We start from the raw sequence: 17,822 nt of genomic DNA, 5'->3' as shown, positions 1-17,822 counted from the left end.
CATGAAAACCGACATCATCACTGCTGAAGAAGCTGCACCCGGTAACGAGGTCACGCGGCTGGGTGACGCCTACTCATGGCAGAGTATCGCCTTTGTTGTACTGAGCGTCTGCGGGCTGGTCAGCGGTATCGCCTATATATTCGGCTTTACCTGGGAAGGCCGACGGCTGCTGGAAGGCGAGTATTACTGGATCTTTATTGGCTTCTTCGCTGCGGCGGCCTTTATTGCGCTGCCCGCCAGAGCCGGACAGACCAAGGTGCCGATTTACGATGGTCTGGCCGCCTTGAGCGTGCTGGCCGCGAGTTTCTTCTTCGCCCACAACGCCTGGGATATGGTCCAGGCCGGTTGGAGCAATCTGTACCTGGGCATCCTTATCTGGCTGTTGATGATGGAGTTGGCCCGGCGCAGCGGCGGTACGCCCTTCCTGCTGGTGGTCGTGCTGATCGGGCTGTATCCGTTGGTCGCGAGCCATTTCCCCGGGCTGTTCATGGGCGTGCCCTATCAGTTCGACCACATGATCGAATCCTACGTCTTCCGCGCCGAAGGTATGATGGGCATCACCACCAAGATCGTCGCCGAGATCATTCTGGGCTTTCTGGTCTTCGCCGGCATATTACTGGCAACCGGCGCGGGCACCTTCTTTATTGACCTGGCCAATGCCGGTTTCGGCCGTTATCGCGGCGGCTCGGCCAAGGTCGCGGTGGTCGCCAGCGCCTTTATGGGCAGCCTGTCCGGCTCGATCTTTTCCAACATCGCCGGCACCGGCTCCATCACCATCCCGACCATGAAAAAAGCCGGCTACCCGCCGCATTACGCCGGCGCCATCGAAGCCTGCGCGTCGACCGGCGGCGTGGTGATGCCGCCGGTGATGGGCGCGATAGCCTTCGTCATGGCGATCACCATTGGCGTGGACTACGCCACCATCATGATCGCCGCCATCCTGCCGTCGCTGCTGTTCTACTTTGGCCTGATCCTGCAAGTGGATGGCTATGCCGCGCGCAACGGTATGAAAGGCATGCCGAAGGAAGACCTGCCCTCCACGCGCAAGGTGCTGATGCGCGGCTGGCCCTTTCTGTTCGTCATGGCGTTTCTGATGTGGGGGCTGCTGTACATGCGCTGGGAATATTACACGCCCTGGTATGCCTGCATCCTGATGATTGGCCTGTCGTTCCTGCGCAAGGAAACCCGCCTGACGCCCGCCCGGCTGTATGACGCTATACGGCAGATCGGCGTACTCATCACCCAGACCGCCGCCATCATTCTGCCCATCGCATTCGTGGTCGGCGCCCTTACCATTACCGGCGTCACCGGCTCGGTCACCTCCGGCCTGGTAGGGTTGGGCGGAGACAATCTGTTCCTGGTGATCCTGTTTGGCATCGTCGCCTGTTTCGTCATGGGCATGGCCGGCCTGGCCATCGTTGCCTATATCTTCCTGGCGGTGACACTGGCACCGGCGATCATTGAAGTGGACGGGCTCAATACCATCGCCGTGCACTTCTTTATCGTCTACTACGCCATGCTCTCGGTGATCACCCCGCCGGTCGGCGCGGCAGCCTTCCTCGCCGGCACTATAGCTGGGGCCAAGCCGATGAAAACCTCGTTTACCGCCATGCGCCTGGGCATAGTGATCTACTTCGTACCGCTGTTCTTCCTGTTCCAGCCTGCCCTGCTGCTGCAGGGCGACCTGACACCGCTGCTCTACGTCCTGCCCTCGATTATCGCCGGCATCATGCTGATCTCCGGCGGGCTGGAGGGCTATCTGCTGGGGGCTGGTCTGGTAAAACCCTGGCAACGCTTGCCACTAATTGCCGCAGGCTTTGCTTTCAGCTTCCCGGGGCCGATGACCACCCTGATCGGCGGCCTGGCATCCGCCGTGCTCGCAGCTATGGTTTGGCAGCAGAACCGGGGCAAGCCAGGGCTGGCCTGAGCCGCGAGCTAGGTGAGGTCGCATTCTAATAATGCGACTAACTACCCAGCCAGACTGTTCGATTCAGTTGAACCGGGCTCTACCCTGTTAGCGTAGATGCCCGAGAATCGGCTACGAGAGCGATGAATTCACGCACCCATCTGAAACCGGCGTGCCCATCCGACCGCTCATGCCAGAACATGCCAATCGCAAAACCTTCCACCGGCAATGGCGGGGCTACGAACAGCAGTTGCTCGTCACGAGCTTCTACAAGAAGACGTGGAACCAGAGCCACACAATCCGACTGCGCGACCAACTCCGGTACTGGAAGGAATGACGACGCTGACAGCACTACGTTACGCCGCAGCCCCCCGTGCTACCAAGGCGTTATCCACCGAGGTAGAGAAGCCTCCGCCGCGTGGTGACACCACGACATGGTCCAGCTGCGCGAACTCATCCACAGTCAGGTCCGCGCGCAGGCTTGGGTGCCCATGGCGCCCGATCAGCACGTAACTCTCATCATAGAGGTGTTGCGCGTGCAATGCAGGCGGAGCCCCGGTCATGTTTATCACGGCCAGATCCACCTCGCCGCGAGTCATCTGCAACTCCAGTTGTGGTACGTCCAGGAGGCGCAGTGCGATACGCACACCCGGCGCTTCGCGTCGCATGGCGACAACCAGATGTTTGATCAAGGCCGCCTGCACGTAATCCGTGCAGGCGATTGATACCGTCAAGCTTGCCGTCGCGGGCTCGAAATTCAGGTGAGTAGTGACGGTGGCCCTTACTTGGTCAAGTGCCTGGCGAAGCGGGACGAGCAGCTCCAAGGCTTTGACGGTGGGGGTCATTCCGCGGTGCGCGGGGATCAGAAGAGGGTCGTCGAAGATGTCGCGCAGGCGGCCCAACTGGGCACTGACCGCTGGCTGGCTCAAATGCAGACGGGCGGCCGCCCTCGTCACGTTCTGCTCGATGAGAAGGGCCTCCAATGTCACAAGCAGATTGAGATCAAGGCGTCTGGTATCCATCAAACTGATGCTAGCAGAAAAATTTTGCGATTTCACAGATTGTCCCAGCGCCGCGATACTTCGCCGAAATCACAGCGGAGTCTTCATTTATGTCGAAAAAAGTATTAATCATCCATGCTCAACCCGAGCCCTCGTCGCTAACGCGGCAACTGGTGGAAGTATCTGTTGAATCCTTGACTGCACAAGGGCACGAGGTGTTGCAGTCAGATCTGTACGCCATGGGCTGGAAAGCAACGTTTGATGAGCACGACTTTCCCGAGCGAGCGAACACTCAGCGGCTATCGTTCGGTGCCGAGTCTGCTCACGCCTATCTTCATGGCCGCCAGACCGCCGACGTAGCGGCAGAACAAGCCAAGGTCATTGCGGCAGATGCCGTCATCTTTCAGTTCCCGCTTTGGTGGTTTGGCATGCCGGCCATCATGAAGGGGTGGATTGATCGCGTTTGGGCAGCCGGACTCGCGCATGGCTACAAGGGTGCAGGCAACGCCTACCGTTATGGCGACGGAGCGTTTAAAGGAAAACGGGCCATGCTGTCAGTATCCGTTGGCGGGCCCGCCGAAGACTACGCCCCGCGCGGAATCGACGGGCCACTAGAGCAACTGCTGTTTCCGATCACCCATGGCTCACTCTACTTCCCTGGCTTCGATGTGCTGCCTACGTTCGCCGTATATGGCACTGGGCACTTGACTGCCGCCGGTGCTGACGCGGCCAAGGAGGTTTGGCGCAGCCGTCTGGAAGGTTTGTTCGAGGACGCGCCCATTCCTTTCCGGCCCCAAAACGGAGGTGATTACACTCGCACCAACGAGCTCAAGCCACACGTGGCCACCGGCCAGACCGGTATCATGGCGCACATTGCTTACAGCGAGGAAACGCAGGCGCAGCCGCTGGAAACGGAGGTGCTGTCATGAAAACCTTGGTAATTCTGACGCGCCGTGCTGATGGAGCCGCAGAGGAGTTCACGCGGTTAGCAAAGCCAGAGGTTTCGCACGTGTGGAAAGGCTTCGCCGACGGTATTGTTCGCGCGGTCCATGGACTAGCCGATAGTCCAGGTGCTGCGTTTGAATTAGAGTCCGATACCTTCGAAGAGGCTCGTGAATATATCGAGGCGCTGCCTTACGTCAAAGAGAATCTGCTACACGTGCAGTATTGTGCGCTCAAGCCCTTCTCTGACTACGAGAGACTCGTGTCTGCCTGATCGACCATCTGCTTGGATCAGTGCTCAATTGCCTGGTACAACGGCGCGGCATTCTGCAGCGGCAAGATTTGCTCTGCGACATGCCCGCCACCGGTGATTTCGCCATCGAGACGCCTTGCTCTACTCGCTAGACTCAGCCGACCACCTGCGCATCATTTGTGCTGTAGTCAAAGATAATTTGGTTGCGGCCACGACGTTTTGCTTCAAATAAAGCATCATCTGCCAGTTTGAGTAGTGCCTGGAAATCTGAGCTATTGTTTTTATAGCTGCAAATGGCACCAATACTGATGGTCAAGTTGATCTGATTTCCCTCAATAACACGGGCTTGAAGTTCAACTTTCTGACGCAAGCGTTCCGCAACTTTCCGTGCTGCTGCTTCAGTGGTTTCGGTCATCACGATAGCAAATTCTTCGCCGCCCATACGACCAATTAAATCGGTTGCCCGCAACTCTATATTAAGGGCGTCGGCGACCTGTTTTAGTGCTGCGTCGCCCACGGCATGGCCGAAGGTGTCGTTGATGGATTTAAAATTATCCAGATCGAGCATCATGATTATTACCGGCGAGCTGTCAGTAGCTCTTGCCATAAAGGTGGAGGATTCACGTAAAAAATGCCGACGGTTAGGTAGATGTGTCAGTTCATCTCTGTTTGCTTGCAACATAAGATGTTGTTCACGATGAACAAACAACAGCAATGGCAACATCATGCTGGCGATGGTTGTCAGCAGCAGGTGGCTGATAAGTATGAACTCTAAGTACAACTCAGAGTGACGCGTTAGCGGCAACTGCCAGTTATCAATATACAGTGTAATTTCTGCAACCATGGCCAGGGCATGCAGCAGCAGAACACCCTGCAATAGTTTGGATACGACGCGCTGCGTTGTATTTAAATTGAGTAGCGCAATACACCAACAGCATCCCAGTGCTATCGCTGTTGCCGTCAGGATTGGCGCGCTGTATGACAATTTATAAGTAAAAAACAGCAGCGTGGCGTAAGCCGCAAAAATAATGCCCAGCTTTTTTATCGGCAAGGGTGTTTCGGTGCCACGAAAAAAGCGCAGCAAACCGGTTGCAATCAGAATGGGTGGCAGGGCGAGTAAGCTGTGGGCAAGCCAGACGCTGATAACAGGGGTAACTTGATACATCCGAGACACGGCAAGCAGGCTGGCAAAAATAAAAATGATGCATGACGCAGCCCAATGGTAAAACGCGGGCTGGGCAATATTTAGCCGAGCTAATAACAACATGTAACCTGCGACAATGGCGTTTATAGCGAATGTCAGTGACGTGAGTGTGACTAAGTCAATGTCAGGCATAGTGTCCTGCTCAGCAAAAAATAATTAGGTGTGCGCCCATCCAGCAGCACGAAAGGATAGCACTCGCATCCAGAGAAGTGAGTAATCCTATGGCCAGGTTGACAGGGCTTGATCGGCCACCGCCTCCAGCGTCTCGCGGCTGAAGCCAGCCTTGGCCTGCACAGCTATGCCATGGGTAACCGCCATGACAAATGCCGCTAGCGCAGCACAGTTGACTGACTCTGGTAGATCTCCCTCTGCCTTTGCCTGCTCAAAGCGCTCGCGCAACGAAGTCTCTCCGTCCGCGCGCAACTGGATCAGCGCCTGCCGAATGGGCTCGGCGTCGTCTGACCCGGCCAGTACTCCTTGTACGCCAAGACATCCAGGGTAAGCGGGATAACGGGTATTAAGTTCCACCACCCCACGCAGTATGTGTTCAGCCACCTCGCGAGAGCTCGGTTTTAACAGCGCAGCGGGAAAGAACGCGAGGTAGTGCTCGTTGTAACGTTCCAGCGCCAGGCGAAAAAGGGCCTCTTTGTTACCGAATGCCGAATATAGCCCCGGTCGCTCTACACCGGTGGCCTGAGTGAGGTCGGTGTAAGACGCGCCTTCATAGCCCTTGCGCCAGAACACAGCAAGCGCTGCTTCAAGCGCCTGATCTACGTCGAACTCACGATGACGCCCCATTTCGTTGCCTCCATAATTTCATAACGACCGATATTAAAACACTTGACGCGCCAAATCCAAAACTATAATGTCCGTTACCGTAACGCACGTTATTAAATAGACGTCATTCACATCACGAGGTTTCAAATGGAAAAGTCATTGTTGGGTAAGGTTGCACTGGTAACTGGTGGCTCTCGCGGCCTTGGCGCCGTCACGGCGCAAGCTCTTGCCGATCAGGGTGCCGACGTTGCGATCACTTATGTGGCATCTGCCGAGAAAGCGGAGGCCGTCGTCGCGAAGCTAAAGGCCAAAGGCGTTCGTGCTCTGGCAATCAAAAATGATCAGGCTGATACGTCCGCTGCGAAGCCGCTGATTGACGAAGTGGTCGCCTACTTTGGCAAGCTCGACATTCTCGTCAACAACGCCGCTATTGCCGTGCAGGGCCAAACGGTTGACGATCCCAACCTGGATGTCGAGAACCTTGACCGGCAGTGGCAGATCAACGTCATGGGGCCAGTGAGCGTAACGCGCGCAGCTGCTCCCGTTCTGTCGAACGGCGGTCGGATCATTTTCATCGGCTCGTTGTTGGGTACACAAGTCCCCTTCCAAGGGGCGGCTGACTACGCGGGTACCAAGGCCGCCCTCATTGGCTATGCCAAGGGCGTAGCGCGCGATCTGGGCAGTCGCAGTATCACGGTGAACGTCGTCCAACCCGGCGTCATGCCCACCGACATGGCTGCGCAAGTGCTAGGCGATGACGGCGCCCCCGACGCATTGCTGGACCTGCATCCGATCCGCCGCATCGCTACGCTGGAAGAGGTATCAGCCCTTGTCGGCTTCCTTGCGGGGCCTAACGGCGGTTACATGACTGGTGGCGTGCTCGATGTAGCAGGCGGACTAAGCATCTAAATCGCACCCTTCTGGCCCTTTAGATAAACCTGCAGGACAGCGGTCTTCATTCGCCGCTGTCCTCACATGTGGATAGAGCATATGACTACCATAGGCATCATCGGCGCCGGCGAGGTCGGCAGCCAGATTGCACGCGCCGCCATCGCGAACGGCTACAACGTTGTCATCTCCAACTCGCGCGGCCCCGAAACGCTCAAGGATCTGGTCGACGAACTAGGGCCATCCGCGCGCGCCGCTACCGCCCGCGATGCAGCTGCCCAAGGCGACTTCATCGTCATTGCTGTGCCGCTGAAGCTGGTAAACAACATGCCGGCCGAAGAGTTAGCCGGCAAAGTCGTGATTGACACCAATAACTATATGATCTGGCGAGACGGCCACTATCCGATGATCGACTCAGGCGAGAAAACCGCGCACGAACTGCGTCAGGAGCAGCTTCCAGCCTCCAAGGTGGTAAAGGCTTTCACGCATATTCAAGCTCCTCGCATCACGCTGTGGAACCGCGCCAAGGGTTCACCGGATCGTCTTGCCCTGGCGCTATCCAGTGATTTCCCAGAGGCTGCGGAGTGGGTCGCGCAGCTATATGATCAGTTTGGTTTCGACGCTGTCGATCACAGCCCATTGAGCGAGTCCTGGCGTAATGCGCCTGGTCAACCGGCCTGGCGGCAAGAGCGGCAGACTCAGGCCGAACTGACAGCCAATCTTGCCAAGGCAGACCCTGCACTCACCACCAATGGCGGTTGATGTCTTCCAGACCACAGTTCGCGGCTTTCAGCCTTCGCCCAACTCACGCATGACAGCGTACAAGGCAGACTTGGCTTCAAAGCCGACACCAGGAATATCCGGCAGACCCACGTAGCTGTTTTCTACGCGAATCCCATCAGCGAACCCGCCGAAAGGCTGGAATACGTCCGGATAGGATTCATTGCCACCCAGGTGCAGGCCCGCGGCAATGTTCAGGGACATTTGATGGCCGCCGTGCGGCACGACGCGACGCGATGACCAGCCCAGTTCTTCCATCACTTTCAGCGTGCGCATGTACTCCACGAGCCCGTAAGACAGTGCGCAGTCGAACTGCAGGTAGTCGCGATCAGGTCGCATACCACCGTGACGCAACAAGTTACGGGCATCCTGATGAGAGAACAGGTTTTCACCCGTCGCCATGGGTAGTTCATAGTGATTCGCGAGTTCGGCCTGCAGCGCGTAGTCCAACGGATCGCCAACCTCTTCGTACCAGAAAAGATTGTACTTCTTGATCGCCTCGGCGTAGGCAATGCCGGTCTCCAGATCGAAACGACCATTCGCATCCACGGCCAGCCGGCGACCATCGCCTACCACCTCAAGTACCGCTTCGATGCGACGGATATCTTCATCCAGAGGCGCTGCACCAATCTTCATCTTGACCACGTCGTAACCCCGATCAAGGTAGCTCTGCATTTCCAGCTTGAGCTTGGTCTGGTCCTTCCCAGGATAGTAATAGCCGCCCGCTGCGTAGACCCACACCTTGTCATCCGCCACGCCACCGCGATAACGGTCGGCCAGCAGGCGATACAACGGCTTACCTTCAATCTTGGCCACAGCATCCCATACAGCCATGTCGATGGTACCTACTGCGACTGAACGTTCGCCGTGGCCACCCGGCTTTTCGTTGGTCATCAGCGTCTTCCAGATGGCAAACGGGTCCAGGCTGTTGTTGTCATGATCAATGAGAGTGTCCGGATCAGCTTCCATAACACGCGCCAGGAAGCGATCACGCATCAGCGCGCCTTGCCCGTAGCGGCCGTTTGAGTTGAAGCCGTAGCCGATGACAGGCTTCCCATCACGCAGCACATCGGTAATGACTGCGACTACCGAGCAGGTCATTTTGGAAAAATCGATGTAGGCGTTGGCAATTGGGGAGGCGATAGAAACGGTTTTTTCACGGATGTCGACGATACGCATGACGGGTTCCTCAGTTGGTGTTGGCGCGAAGATTAGGCTTTGCGCTGTCACCCGCCCAATGCTATTAATGCCGGACCCTATGCACAGGAGGCATGGCCCTTGGAACTTGTGTGGCTCGAAGACCTTTCAGCGCTTGCCGAGTACGGCAGCTTTGTTCGCGCGGCTGAAGCCCGGCACGTTACGCAGCCCGCATTCAGTCGCAGAGTGCGCTCGCTGGAGAACTGGATGGGGGTGCAACTCTTCGTTCGCACGCCTCAAGGCGCAACCCTGACCGACGCTGGCAGGCAAATTCTGCCCAGCGCTCAAGAGGCTGCCAGGCGCTTGTACAGCATGCGTAACGAAGCTCAGGAGGTGGCCGGATTGGCAGCCAGGTCCCTGCACTTTGCTGCGACTCACTCCCTGTCTTTTACATTTTTCCCAAAATGGCTGCGTAGCGCCGAAAAAGGTGCCCCCATTGAGGCTGTGCAACTGCACTCGGATAGCATGGCCGTCTGTGAGCAAATGCTGATCCATGGCCAGGTTCAGTTTCTGCTCTGCCACAGGCACCCGGATGTTCCGCCCTTACTGCCCCCTGATCAGTTCATCAGCAAGAAGGTGGGCGAGGACGTGCTCGTTCCTCTGGCGGGTGCTTCCGCCAACTTCGACACCTCCGCAGCGGCAATGCCTTATCTGGCTTATACCCATGAGTCGGGGCTGGGGCGCATCGTTGCTCATCGACTGCACGGCAAGGACGCTTACCCACATCTCAAACCCCTTTTCAGCAGCCATCTCGCAGCGGTGCTGATGTCCATGGCGCTGGAAAACAAAGGTATTGCCTGGCTACCAGGAAGCCTGACTGAGCAGGAAGTCGCCGACGGGCGTCTTGTACGAGCGCTCGATAAAAGCAGGGATATCCCCCTAGAAATTCACCTCACTCGTCCAGCGGGGCCTATCAGCCGGTCGGCGGAAGAGTTCTGGGCGACGCTGGTAGATTGCTGAAAGGGATTTTTGCAGGTGTCACACCTGATGATCGATGAGAATACCCTGCGGGACTAGAGCGTTCGTTCCATCAACCAGTGTTCCTTGCCCCAGGCATGGAAAGGCTCCTTATATTCCCATCCGCGCTTCGCGTAATAGTCAGCACGATCATGTGTATGCAAATACAGTCGCTCATGGCCCTTGATTTTGGCGCGAGAGCAGACGCCTGCAATCAGCCGTTCGGCCAGGCCTCGCTGGCGTGCCTGCGGTGCGACAAGCACGCATGCAAGCCAGGGCCCCAGCTCCGGACGCTCGGGCAAATCATCTTTTGCCAGAGCTGCCCCGCCTAATAGCTGGCCATTTTCCAAGGCAATCAGGGTTTGCCAATCCCCATTGCCCTGCCCTTCGCTAAACTCTCTCTGCCAATCAGCGAGCGGCTGCTCACTGTATTCGTACGCAAACTGTTGATGCAGCCACGACGCAAACGTATCGCTGTATTCCAAGTGATCACGTAATAAAACTAACTGGAGCATGCGCATCGCCTTGCAGCATTATCGGGGGGGCGAGATCTTAACAAATGACGGCTTTGTTCGCCCTCTTTGTAGCTATGTGGATCGCTGTCGGCAACGGCTCTGGCTTTCTGCTCGGAGAAAATCAACACATGAAAGATCAATCACTCTGACCCCATTGATCTTCCGGGGTGGAATAGCGCTCGCCTCAGTGATCCTGACACCGCAGCTCGAAGCTGCGCGGCGGTCAGGAGGTAACGGCGCGGTTTCTGGCGACGATATAATCATGTGATAGTTCGCCCTGAGCAGACGAAAATTCTTTCATCAGCGCATCCCGATCAAGGGGCGCACGATCCTTATCCGCGGCGAGAAGCGCTGCTTTCAATTCAGACAGGCTTAGTTCAGTGCAGTAGGCCGGAGTACCAGGTTGCTGACGCCAGGAGTCAACAAGCCCACCTGATGCTAAAGCATAGAAACCGGTCTGATCCACCAGCTCCTGAACCACAGCCTCCGCCCGAGTATCGTCACCCGCGACAGGTATCGCGATACGTGAAGGCAGCCCCTCTGGCTTACCCTTATGGGCAAGCGTTTCAGCGAGTAAAGCATTCCATGCCTTCACCACCGGTCGCCCAATGCGTTCACTGACCCAGATGCTTTCGGGTTTCCCCTCATCCACTTCTGCGATTGATCCGTCTCGTGCGGGGTAATAGTTGGAAGTGTCTACAACGATAACGTCATCAGCCACGCCATTGAAAAGCTCGCCCAGCTCGGAGTAGCTGGCAAAGGGAATTGAAAGTACAACCACATCCACATCGCAAACGGCTTGTTCCTTGGTCACCGCAGTCACGCCGATGTCCTTCGCTAGCTCGTGGATGGTCTCCGGCCCCTTGGAATTGGCGAGCTTGACGAGATGGCCGCATGCGGAAAGTTTGCGGGCGATGGTGACCCCGATGTTGCCGGCGCCTATGATTCCAATCTTCATGCTGTTACTCCTCTGAGAACTGATTGATGACGATTTTGCCAACGTGCTCGCCGCTCTCAAGTCGACGGTAGGCGTCACGGTATGAGGAGAACGGAAACACCTGATCGATGACAGGCTTGACCTCATGCTGTGCCATGGCGGCCATCAATGCGTCAAAATCTGAGCGGGGCCCAATGGCAGTACCCGCCACGGTAAGGGTGCGCGAGAGGATGTCCATTGGAGGTAACCCACCACCAAATCCACTAGTGAAGCCAACGACTGAAATGGACCCGCCATTTCGGGTGGCAGCGGCCGATTTGACGATCGTTTTTTCGCCAGCGATATCCATCACTTTATCGACACCTTTGCCTCCGGTGAGATCAAGGATGTGCTTTTCCCAGTCAGGAAAGGTGCGGTAATTGACAACCGCCTCAGCGCCCCAGCCTTTCAATTTTTCAGCCTTTTCATCAGAGGATGTAATAGCGAAAACGCGCGCGCCGAACATGCGCGCAATCTGGAGTGAAAACAGCGCGACACCACCTGTACCTTGAACAAGTACTGTCTGACCAGGCTGTAGAGGCGCCGTCAGGTTAAGCCCAGTCCAGGCGGTTACAGCGGCACACGGCAAGGAGGCGGCCTCGATATAAGACATGTAGGAAGGAATATGAACCAAAGCAACTTCGTTCAGGAGGATGTATTGCGCAAGCCAACCATCACTGGTTATGCCCAGGCTGTTTTCCTGATACTCAGGCATTGCCACGCCACCGACCCAAGTTGGATGGCATGATGCCGTAACCCGGTCACCTATTTTCACCCTGCGCACTGCGCTGCCTACGGCAATCACCTCCCCTGCTCCATCTGACAACGGGACCCCGTTCTGCTGGAGCCGCGCGCCATACCTGCCATCCAGAATGGCCTGATCGCGAAAATTCAGCGAAGCCGCGTGCACCCGAATCAATACGTCATGTGGACCAGGTGTGGGCACGGGCTCGTCATGGCATTCCAGGTCGGGCTTGGGCCCTGTCGTCCATCGAACAGCTTTCATAGGCGTAGCCTCTATGAGAATGTTCTGAGAAAATAAAGGGCAACTGAGGTTTTAACAAGAACCCACAATATTGTGGGTAACCCACCTAGAGGTAAGTATGGCAGAGCCGCGTGAATGGTATTGCGAGGATCCAAAGCAGCAACTGGTGTGGGCTGCAGCCACCAGGGAAGCGCTGCAAGTCATTGAAGGGAAGTGGAAAATCGTCATCATTTGCCAGCTCTTTGCAGCAAAGGGGCCCTTGCGCTTTTCTGAATTGGAGCGCCGGGTAGAGGGCGTAAACCAGAAAATGCTTATTCAGCAGCTGAAACAGCTCGAAGCGGATGGAATCGTTAGCCGGGAGGTTTATCCCCAGGTGCCGCCCAAGGTGGAGTACACCCTCACCGAAATGGGCATAGCTCTGGGGCCATCAATGGCGGAGCTTATTGATTGGGCACTCAAGCGCCGCGGGGTGTTAAACCAGATAGCGAAGCCGCCAGAGGTACAAGGGTAATTGGGGTCAAGCCAAGCCTGGTGTAACGACAAAGAAGATCGTGCGAGGTGAAGATCAGCACACTGCGAGGCGATTTGTGATTACCCAGGCCATGGTGGGCGAATACGCCGCGCTAACCGGCAACAATGAAGGCGAATGGTCTCAGCACGCGCCACTCAGAAACCAAGCTACGGCGGCACCATCGTTCAGGGATTTCGGCAGGTGTCGCACCTATCAAGCTGCACGCCAAAGCCATAAGCCCGACCAGTCATCGACAAGAATTTTGCGCTAAATTACGGTTTTGATCGGTTGCGCTTTGTTGGGCAGATGTCAGTGGGGGCGAAATTTCGGGTGCGTGTGGGCGCGCGTTAACTGGTGTACAGCCAAGCGGAGCCTGCATATTTAAGCAGGAGGTGAAGCTGAGCTGGAGGATGGGCGGCCTACTATGGTGGCTGAGTGGCTGTTTTATTTGGATTCGCGGACGTTTGGCGAGCTTGAACGTTACAACACGAGTTCAGAGGCGCAGGGATCAACACAAATTCAAAGCAGAACATGAAAAGGGTAACGGGATCGCAGCTTAACAGTTCGCTCAGATTCGAGTTTGGGATATGGGATGTGACAAATAAATCCAACGTCCATTTTTTTCACAGAGTCTCGCTATGTTAATTTTTCACCCGGCCAACAATGCAGCCTCGATTTTTGTCGGCGCATCAAGATTCTAGAAGCAGATCGTGATTCACGTACTGCCGCTCTAAAATAGAGTCGAAGCAGCACCTCATGGACAGAAGTCGAGTAATAATTGTCTACGGTGAGCGAGGTGAGAATTTCTGAGGCTGTGCGGGGTGATTGGCATCAAATTAGTGGTGCGTTGAGCCTGGATTGATTATAGTTCTAAAACCAGGACGAGACCAAAAAAGGAATCAAACCCGCTTTAGGGTTTTTAAAAATGAAGCTATTAAAAACAGAACAAAAACTAACTCTCATTAAAGCTTCAACAAGACGGCATCTAACGGCGCTGAAAAGAAAAAATAAAAAATACTTTCTCGATAAAAAACCGAATCAAGAAAAAAGTTTTTTGGGATATAAGTCCATACCGGCGCCAGAGAAGCTTTGTATCTATGGTGGCGACGAACAATCCGCCGACGCACTCACAAGAACTTTGCGCTTCATTCAGGATATAAAGAAATATATCCCCTTCCAACCGTGCTCTATAGATTTCTCAGAAACAAAGCAAGTAACGGGGGCTGCTTTGATAGCCACTTACGCCGCGTTAGAAATTGCCTCAGAAAAAAGTCGCTATAACAACACGAGACAATCAATCATAAGATTACCAAGCTCATCTGACACCGTTCGTTCAACTTTGTGCCGGCTAAATTTCCCCAAAGTAATAAAGTCTCGCATATCAAAATACACACCTAAATCCTACAAACACCTCCCCATAGTATCAAGTACAAAAAAAGACTACATGGAAGACATACTTGACTATATAAGAGACAAAATATATGACGGAAAGCTGAACCCGGAAACCGAACATGTTTTTGGCGACGCCGTATCAGAAACAATAAACAATGTTAACCGCCATGCCTATCCAGACAGCAACAACACCAATCAAGAGCGCCGTTGGTGGCTGCTGTGTCAAGTACAAGGAAAGCAACTATATTTGGCCATATACGACAACGGAGTTGGAATTCCTAAAACCGTATTACGACGTACGTGGGTAGTGGACGCATTGAAAACCAGTTATCCAGAAGTTTATCAGGAATTAATTGAAAAAAAGCCAGAGTTGATAAGTTCTGGGCTTTTGCCTACAATCCGTAAGGATCTGAAGGATTCCCAGCTAATACACCTATCTCTCCAGGCCGACGTGACTGGAACCAAAGAGAAAAAGCATGGTCAAGGCAGTAAGAGCATCAGAGCCTTAGTTTCGGAGACAGAAGGTGGAAAACTATGGATCTTTAGCAATAATGGGCTCTATAAATTTTACGACACCAAACATTTCGAACTTTTTCATCTTCCAAAAAAACTTGAAGGCACACTTTTTCAGTGGAACATTGAAATAAAATGACTCCTTATGATCTTATAATTGTTAAAGAATTTAATTCAGCTCCTTACGGTCGAACGATCGATGTCGACGGGGATACTAGCGGAGAAGCTTTTAGGCGCCGGATTTTAGTTCCTGCGCTATTAAAACATGGCAGTGTCCATGTAGTTCTGGATGGCTACAATCGATATGGTCGGTCTTTTTTAGATGAAGCTTTTGGCGGCCTGATTCGTGAAGAGGGTTTTACTGCAAAGGATCTAGAAGAAAGACTTACGTATTCACACTCTTTAGTAAAATCAATAGAAGAGATAATCGCCGATCGAATTTCTGCCGCCGCACGTGACATGGAAGTCTAGATGACTATAAGTCCTTGGGTAGCTTTCATAACATTAGTTCTTGGTTGGATCTTTGTTATCTCTAAAGACCATATAGCTTTACATAGAAGCGAAGCACTTAAACAGAAAGATTCGATAATAGACAAGCTCGAAAAGCTAAATGACTGGCTTGAGAAAACCGTCGCAACAAAAAGTAGTAATGCCAGTAAAATTGAAACGCTGTACTCGGCAAAACTCTCAGACATTGAAATTCGAATTACCCAGATAAATTATCATGTGAAATCAGAAATAATATCTTCTACAATCCTACTACCGTTACGCGATCTTGACTTTGATCTTATGTCGAAGAATAAACAGGACGAAATCAGTAATAGATCATTATTAAATACTCTCAACGTTTGCGAAAAAATTCACACCACTTTTCACCAGTATTATTTCATTGACAAAGGTCTAATAAAGACGGCCAACAAAGTCTTTCCAGAGCTATATGGTGTTGCTGCTGGGCTTCTAGCAATATTGCTTTTTATCTTTCTTATAAACTATATATAAGCATCCGCACTCACGTTATGAGTATAGGATATTTCGAACTTTCCTTAACGTCCCTGATACCTATCCTTGTGTTCGCACTGATGTCGATTTTTCTAGGAAAACGAAATGGCTTGAGGCAGGTCTTGCCTATGGTACGCATCAAAGTCGCGACCAAACAGCAACCTAATGAATCAACCGATATCATCAATTAGCAAACTCGCCCGCCAAGGCTAGAGATGGGGATCAAGTCTTCGAACGCAGAGTATGTTTCCGCGCCAACCATGGGCTCCTGAGAGAGACATGATGGTCTGTCCTGAAATAACCGCTCCAGCCTATAAGCGTCACAACTGCGTTGTGAGGATTCACAGCAACGGTTTTTGTGTTGCAGGGGCCGCGCGCATAGGCTCTGCCAACGTTTGCTGGCCACGCGCATAATGCTGACATTTTTGGTCGACTTGGCCTACCTTCTCTAGCTGATTGCGCGCCCCGGATAATTTTCATCTAGCCCGGTTCTGGAGGAAAAGGGGGACAGATTGATCTTTCCCATGCTTGTAACCTGTCACGAACATTTTCCCTGCACTCAACCACCAACTGACTCTGCGGCAGCCTCCTCAGCCTCCTCACTATCTTCTATCCCCATCACTTCAACCGGATCACGCTTCTGCAATTTCGGAGGCGGCGCCACCCAAGCCCTAAGGCTCTGCCCAACCTCCTGATAAAAATGCGGCACCGCCTTTTCCAGCTCTTCGATAAAGATTCTCGCCCCGGAGAAGCGCGCCCCCAGATCGGCCATGTAAAAGACTTCAAAAGCGCTGGGCACCACGTTGGTGGAAAGCGTCTCCAGGGCGTTGCCGTCAGCTAGTAGCTTCGCCAGCGGCGTTTGGGTTTCCTCTGCTCGGCCAGGGCGGATTGCTTTGACGTAAAATCCTTCCGCATTGGCTTTGCTAACTTGCTTGATCAGCCAATTCACACGTGCCGAACTGCGCACTTTGTCCTGTGGGGCGCTCAAGCGCATTGAGCAGGTGATGGTGCGTTTGGTCAGGTCGGCGGTGATATCCAGGTCGGCAGCAGCATCAGGTATCGTCAAGCAACAGATAAGCTTGTGCTCTTTAGCAAGTAACTCACAGTCTTCCTTGAGGCGCAGGACAGGTTCATTGCGGTGGGTCTTGCTGATTTTCTGTTTCACCTGCCGGCCGAGCTTGCGACTCATGACAAGGCTCAAGTCACGCTGTTCCTGATGCCAGCTCGAGACCGTGTTTTCTACCTCTTCAGTGCTCTTCCCCAGCACGGCTCCGCTTTTCACCTTGGCAACTACGTCCTTCCACTCACGATTCATACTGTCGAACCGCGTTACGCCGCTGGAGTCGTGGCTGAAATAACGGAGCACTTCTTCAAGAATGAATCTTTGGTCGGGTGAAGTAATGTCGCCTGAATCCAGAAGCAAAGTCGCCTGCGTAACGGCGTACATCCAAGACCAATGATAGAGCTCAATGCCTTTCAGCAACGTTTTGGGAAGCTTCACGGGGTGATGGGTTGGCAAGGCTACAAATTGGTTAGTGATGGTAATGACGGCATCGATTTTGTTCTTCTTGGCTTGCAACAGATAACGTTTTAGCTGCTCTTCGCCTACTTCGTTGTTGCCGATCTTCGCCTCAATCAATGCGGACCATTGTTTGTTGCCGGTCACGATCTGTACCAGGCCGTCAGGGCGATCCTTTTTGGGTATGTCCAAATCACATTCCAGCGCTACCTCAGTCCAGGCTCCCATCCGGGCACGAGCGGCAACTCGATGCCCGATTGAAGCAAACATCATCTGCCGGAATTCATAAACACCACGCAGCGCTGCAAGCAAAATCGAAGCCGCGCGTTGCTCTCGGTTGGTATCGGCTACCACGGGTATCAGGCGGGCTACTTCAGCTTGAATTACGTATTCGGGCCGTTCCATGTGCGTATATCCTTTTTTAACCTGCATTCCAAAAGTCATTTCTTTGGTTTATTAAGAATCGCGCTGCGAAATTTCCAGTTGGCTTCATTTCCCCTTCGGCAT

The 17,822-nt window shown here is 53.8% G+C and carries 19 protein-coding genes; 10 read left to right on the top strand and 9 right to left on the bottom strand.

Features of this window, described 5'->3' with window-relative positions; all coding sequences use genetic code 11:
• The first annotated feature begins 1 nt into the window (after position 1).
• The gene (locus DT594_RS03005; protein ID WP_149331306.1) at positions 2-1,927 is read left to right on the top strand and encodes a TRAP transporter permease; all 1,926 of its coding nucleotides are present in this window, start codon (positions 2-4) and stop codon (positions 1,925-1,927) included.
• 79 nt (positions 1,928-2,006) lie between these two features.
• Here DT594_RS03005 and DT594_RS19185 read toward each other — a convergent pair whose 3' ends face one another.
• Both DT594_RS19185 and DT594_RS03000 read right to left on the bottom strand, forming a co-directional pair.
• Positions 2,007-2,258 (bottom strand): type 2 periplasmic-binding domain-containing protein, encoded by a 252-nt coding sequence (locus DT594_RS19185; protein ID WP_425460502.1) that lies wholly within the window; start codon positions 2,256-2,258, stop codon positions 2,007-2,009.
• Positions 2,259-2,262: 4 nt separating this feature from the next.
• A complete protein-coding gene (locus DT594_RS03000) occupies positions 2,263-2,862 on the bottom strand; it encodes a LysR family transcriptional regulator (protein ID WP_281290870.1) in 600 nt (199 codons plus the stop codon).
• 155 nt (positions 2,863-3,017) lie between these two features.
• Here DT594_RS03000 and DT594_RS02995 point away from each other — a divergent pair, with 155 nt between their 5' ends.
• Both DT594_RS02995 and DT594_RS02990 read left to right on the top strand, forming a co-directional pair.
• The gene (locus tag DT594_RS02995) at positions 3,018-3,836 is read left to right on the top strand and encodes an NAD(P)H-dependent oxidoreductase (protein ID WP_149331305.1); all 819 of its coding nucleotides are present in this window, start codon (positions 3,018-3,020) and stop codon (positions 3,834-3,836) included.
• On the top strand, positions 3,833-4,123 hold the full coding sequence (locus DT594_RS02990) for a hypothetical protein (RefSeq protein ID WP_149331304.1): 291 nt from the start codon (positions 3,833-3,835) through the stop codon (positions 4,121-4,123). The genes DT594_RS02995 and DT594_RS02990 overlap by 4 nt, the downstream gene beginning before the upstream one ends.
• A 133-nt stretch (positions 4,124-4,256) precedes the next feature.
• On the opposite strand, the gene DT594_RS02985 is transcribed toward DT594_RS02990, so the two are convergent.
• Both DT594_RS02985 and DT594_RS02980 read right to left on the bottom strand, forming a co-directional pair.
• On the bottom strand, positions 4,257-5,438 hold the full coding sequence (locus DT594_RS02985; RefSeq protein WP_149331303.1) for a GGDEF domain-containing protein: 1,182 nt from the start codon (positions 5,436-5,438) through the stop codon (positions 4,257-4,259).
• Between the two features lie 87 nt (positions 5,439-5,525).
• Positions 5,526-6,104 (bottom strand): TetR/AcrR family transcriptional regulator, encoded by a 579-nt coding sequence (locus tag DT594_RS02980; protein WP_149331302.1) that lies wholly within the window; start codon positions 6,102-6,104, stop codon positions 5,526-5,528.
• 126 nt (positions 6,105-6,230) lie between these two features.
• On the opposite strand from DT594_RS02980, the gene DT594_RS02975 reads away from it, so the two are divergent.
• Entirely contained in the window at positions 6,231-6,992 is a 762-nt protein-coding gene (locus tag DT594_RS02975; protein ID WP_149331301.1) for an SDR family NAD(P)-dependent oxidoreductase, read from the top strand.
• An 81-nt stretch (positions 6,993-7,073) separates the two neighbouring features.
• Entirely contained in the window at positions 7,074-7,733 is a 660-nt protein-coding gene (locus DT594_RS02970; RefSeq protein WP_149331300.1) for an NADPH-dependent F420 reductase, read from the top strand.
• Between the two features lie 27 nt (positions 7,734-7,760).
• Here DT594_RS02970 and DT594_RS02965 read toward each other — a convergent pair whose 3' ends face one another.
• Complete coding sequence (locus tag DT594_RS02965; RefSeq protein ID WP_149331299.1) at positions 7,761-8,930, bottom strand: mandelate racemase/muconate lactonizing enzyme family protein; 1,170 nt, start codon at positions 8,928-8,930, stop codon at positions 7,761-7,763.
• 99 nt (positions 8,931-9,029) lie between these two features.
• On the opposite strand from DT594_RS02965, the gene DT594_RS02960 reads away from it, so the two are divergent.
• Positions 9,030-9,908: a LysR family transcriptional regulator gene (locus DT594_RS02960; protein ID WP_149331298.1), complete on the top strand. Its 879-nt coding sequence runs from the start codon at positions 9,030-9,032 to the stop codon at positions 9,906-9,908.
• A 53-nt stretch (positions 9,909-9,961) separates the two neighbouring features.
• Here DT594_RS02960 and DT594_RS02955 read toward each other — a convergent pair whose 3' ends face one another.
• The 3 genes from DT594_RS02955 to DT594_RS02945 all read right to left on the bottom strand — a co-directional run bounded on the left by DT594_RS02955 (position 9,962) and on the right by DT594_RS02945 (position 12,402).
• Positions 9,962-10,420 (bottom strand): GNAT family N-acetyltransferase, encoded by a 459-nt coding sequence (locus DT594_RS02955; protein WP_149331297.1) that lies wholly within the window; start codon positions 10,418-10,420, stop codon positions 9,962-9,964.
• 223 nt (positions 10,421-10,643) lie between these two features.
• Positions 10,644-11,378 carry an NADPH-dependent F420 reductase gene (locus DT594_RS02950; protein ID WP_246164538.1) on the bottom strand — a complete coding sequence of 245 codons (735 nt, stop codon included), beginning with the start codon at positions 11,376-11,378 and terminating at the stop codon, positions 10,644-10,646.
• Between the two features lie 4 nt (positions 11,379-11,382).
• Entirely contained in the window at positions 11,383-12,402 is a 1,020-nt protein-coding gene (locus DT594_RS02945) for a zinc-dependent alcohol dehydrogenase family protein (RefSeq protein ID WP_246164537.1), read from the bottom strand.
• Positions 12,403-12,499: 97 nt separating this feature from the next.
• Here DT594_RS02945 and DT594_RS02940 point away from each other — a divergent pair, with 97 nt between their 5' ends.
• The 4 genes from DT594_RS02940 to DT594_RS02920 all read left to right on the top strand — a co-directional run bounded on the left by DT594_RS02940 (position 12,500) and on the right by DT594_RS02920 (position 15,796).
• Positions 12,500-12,892 carry a winged helix-turn-helix transcriptional regulator gene (locus tag DT594_RS02940; RefSeq protein ID WP_149331295.1) on the top strand — a complete coding sequence of 131 codons (393 nt, stop codon included), beginning with the start codon at positions 12,500-12,502 and terminating at the stop codon, positions 12,890-12,892.
• Positions 12,893-13,817: 925 nt separating this feature from the next.
• Entirely contained in the window at positions 13,818-14,936 is a 1,119-nt protein-coding gene (locus tag DT594_RS02930) for a hypothetical protein (RefSeq protein ID WP_149331294.1), read from the top strand.
• Positions 14,933-15,268 (top strand): STAS-like domain-containing protein, encoded by a 336-nt coding sequence (locus DT594_RS02925; protein WP_149331293.1) that lies wholly within the window; start codon positions 14,933-14,935, stop codon positions 15,266-15,268. Before DT594_RS02930 ends, DT594_RS02925 begins: the two co-directional genes overlap by 4 nt.
• The gene (locus DT594_RS02920) at positions 15,269-15,796 is read left to right on the top strand and encodes a hypothetical protein (protein ID WP_149331292.1); all 528 of its coding nucleotides are present in this window, start codon (positions 15,269-15,271) and stop codon (positions 15,794-15,796) included. It begins immediately after the preceding gene.
• Positions 15,797-16,355: 559 nt separating this feature from the next.
• Here the strand turns inward: DT594_RS02920 and DT594_RS02915 are convergent.
• A complete protein-coding gene (locus tag DT594_RS02915) occupies positions 16,356-17,747 on the bottom strand; it encodes a hypothetical protein (RefSeq protein ID WP_218574464.1) in 1,392 nt (463 codons plus the stop codon).
• Between the last annotated feature and the right edge of the window lie 75 nt (positions 17,748-17,822).

The sequence above is a fragment of the Halopseudomonas laoshanensis genome (assembly GCF_008365385.1).
Classification (GTDB): Bacteria; Pseudomonadota; Gammaproteobacteria; order Pseudomonadales; family Pseudomonadaceae; genus Halopseudomonas; species Halopseudomonas laoshanensis.
Note: the sequence above shows the minus strand (reverse complement) of the source record. Positions and strands in the feature narration are given on the sequence as shown.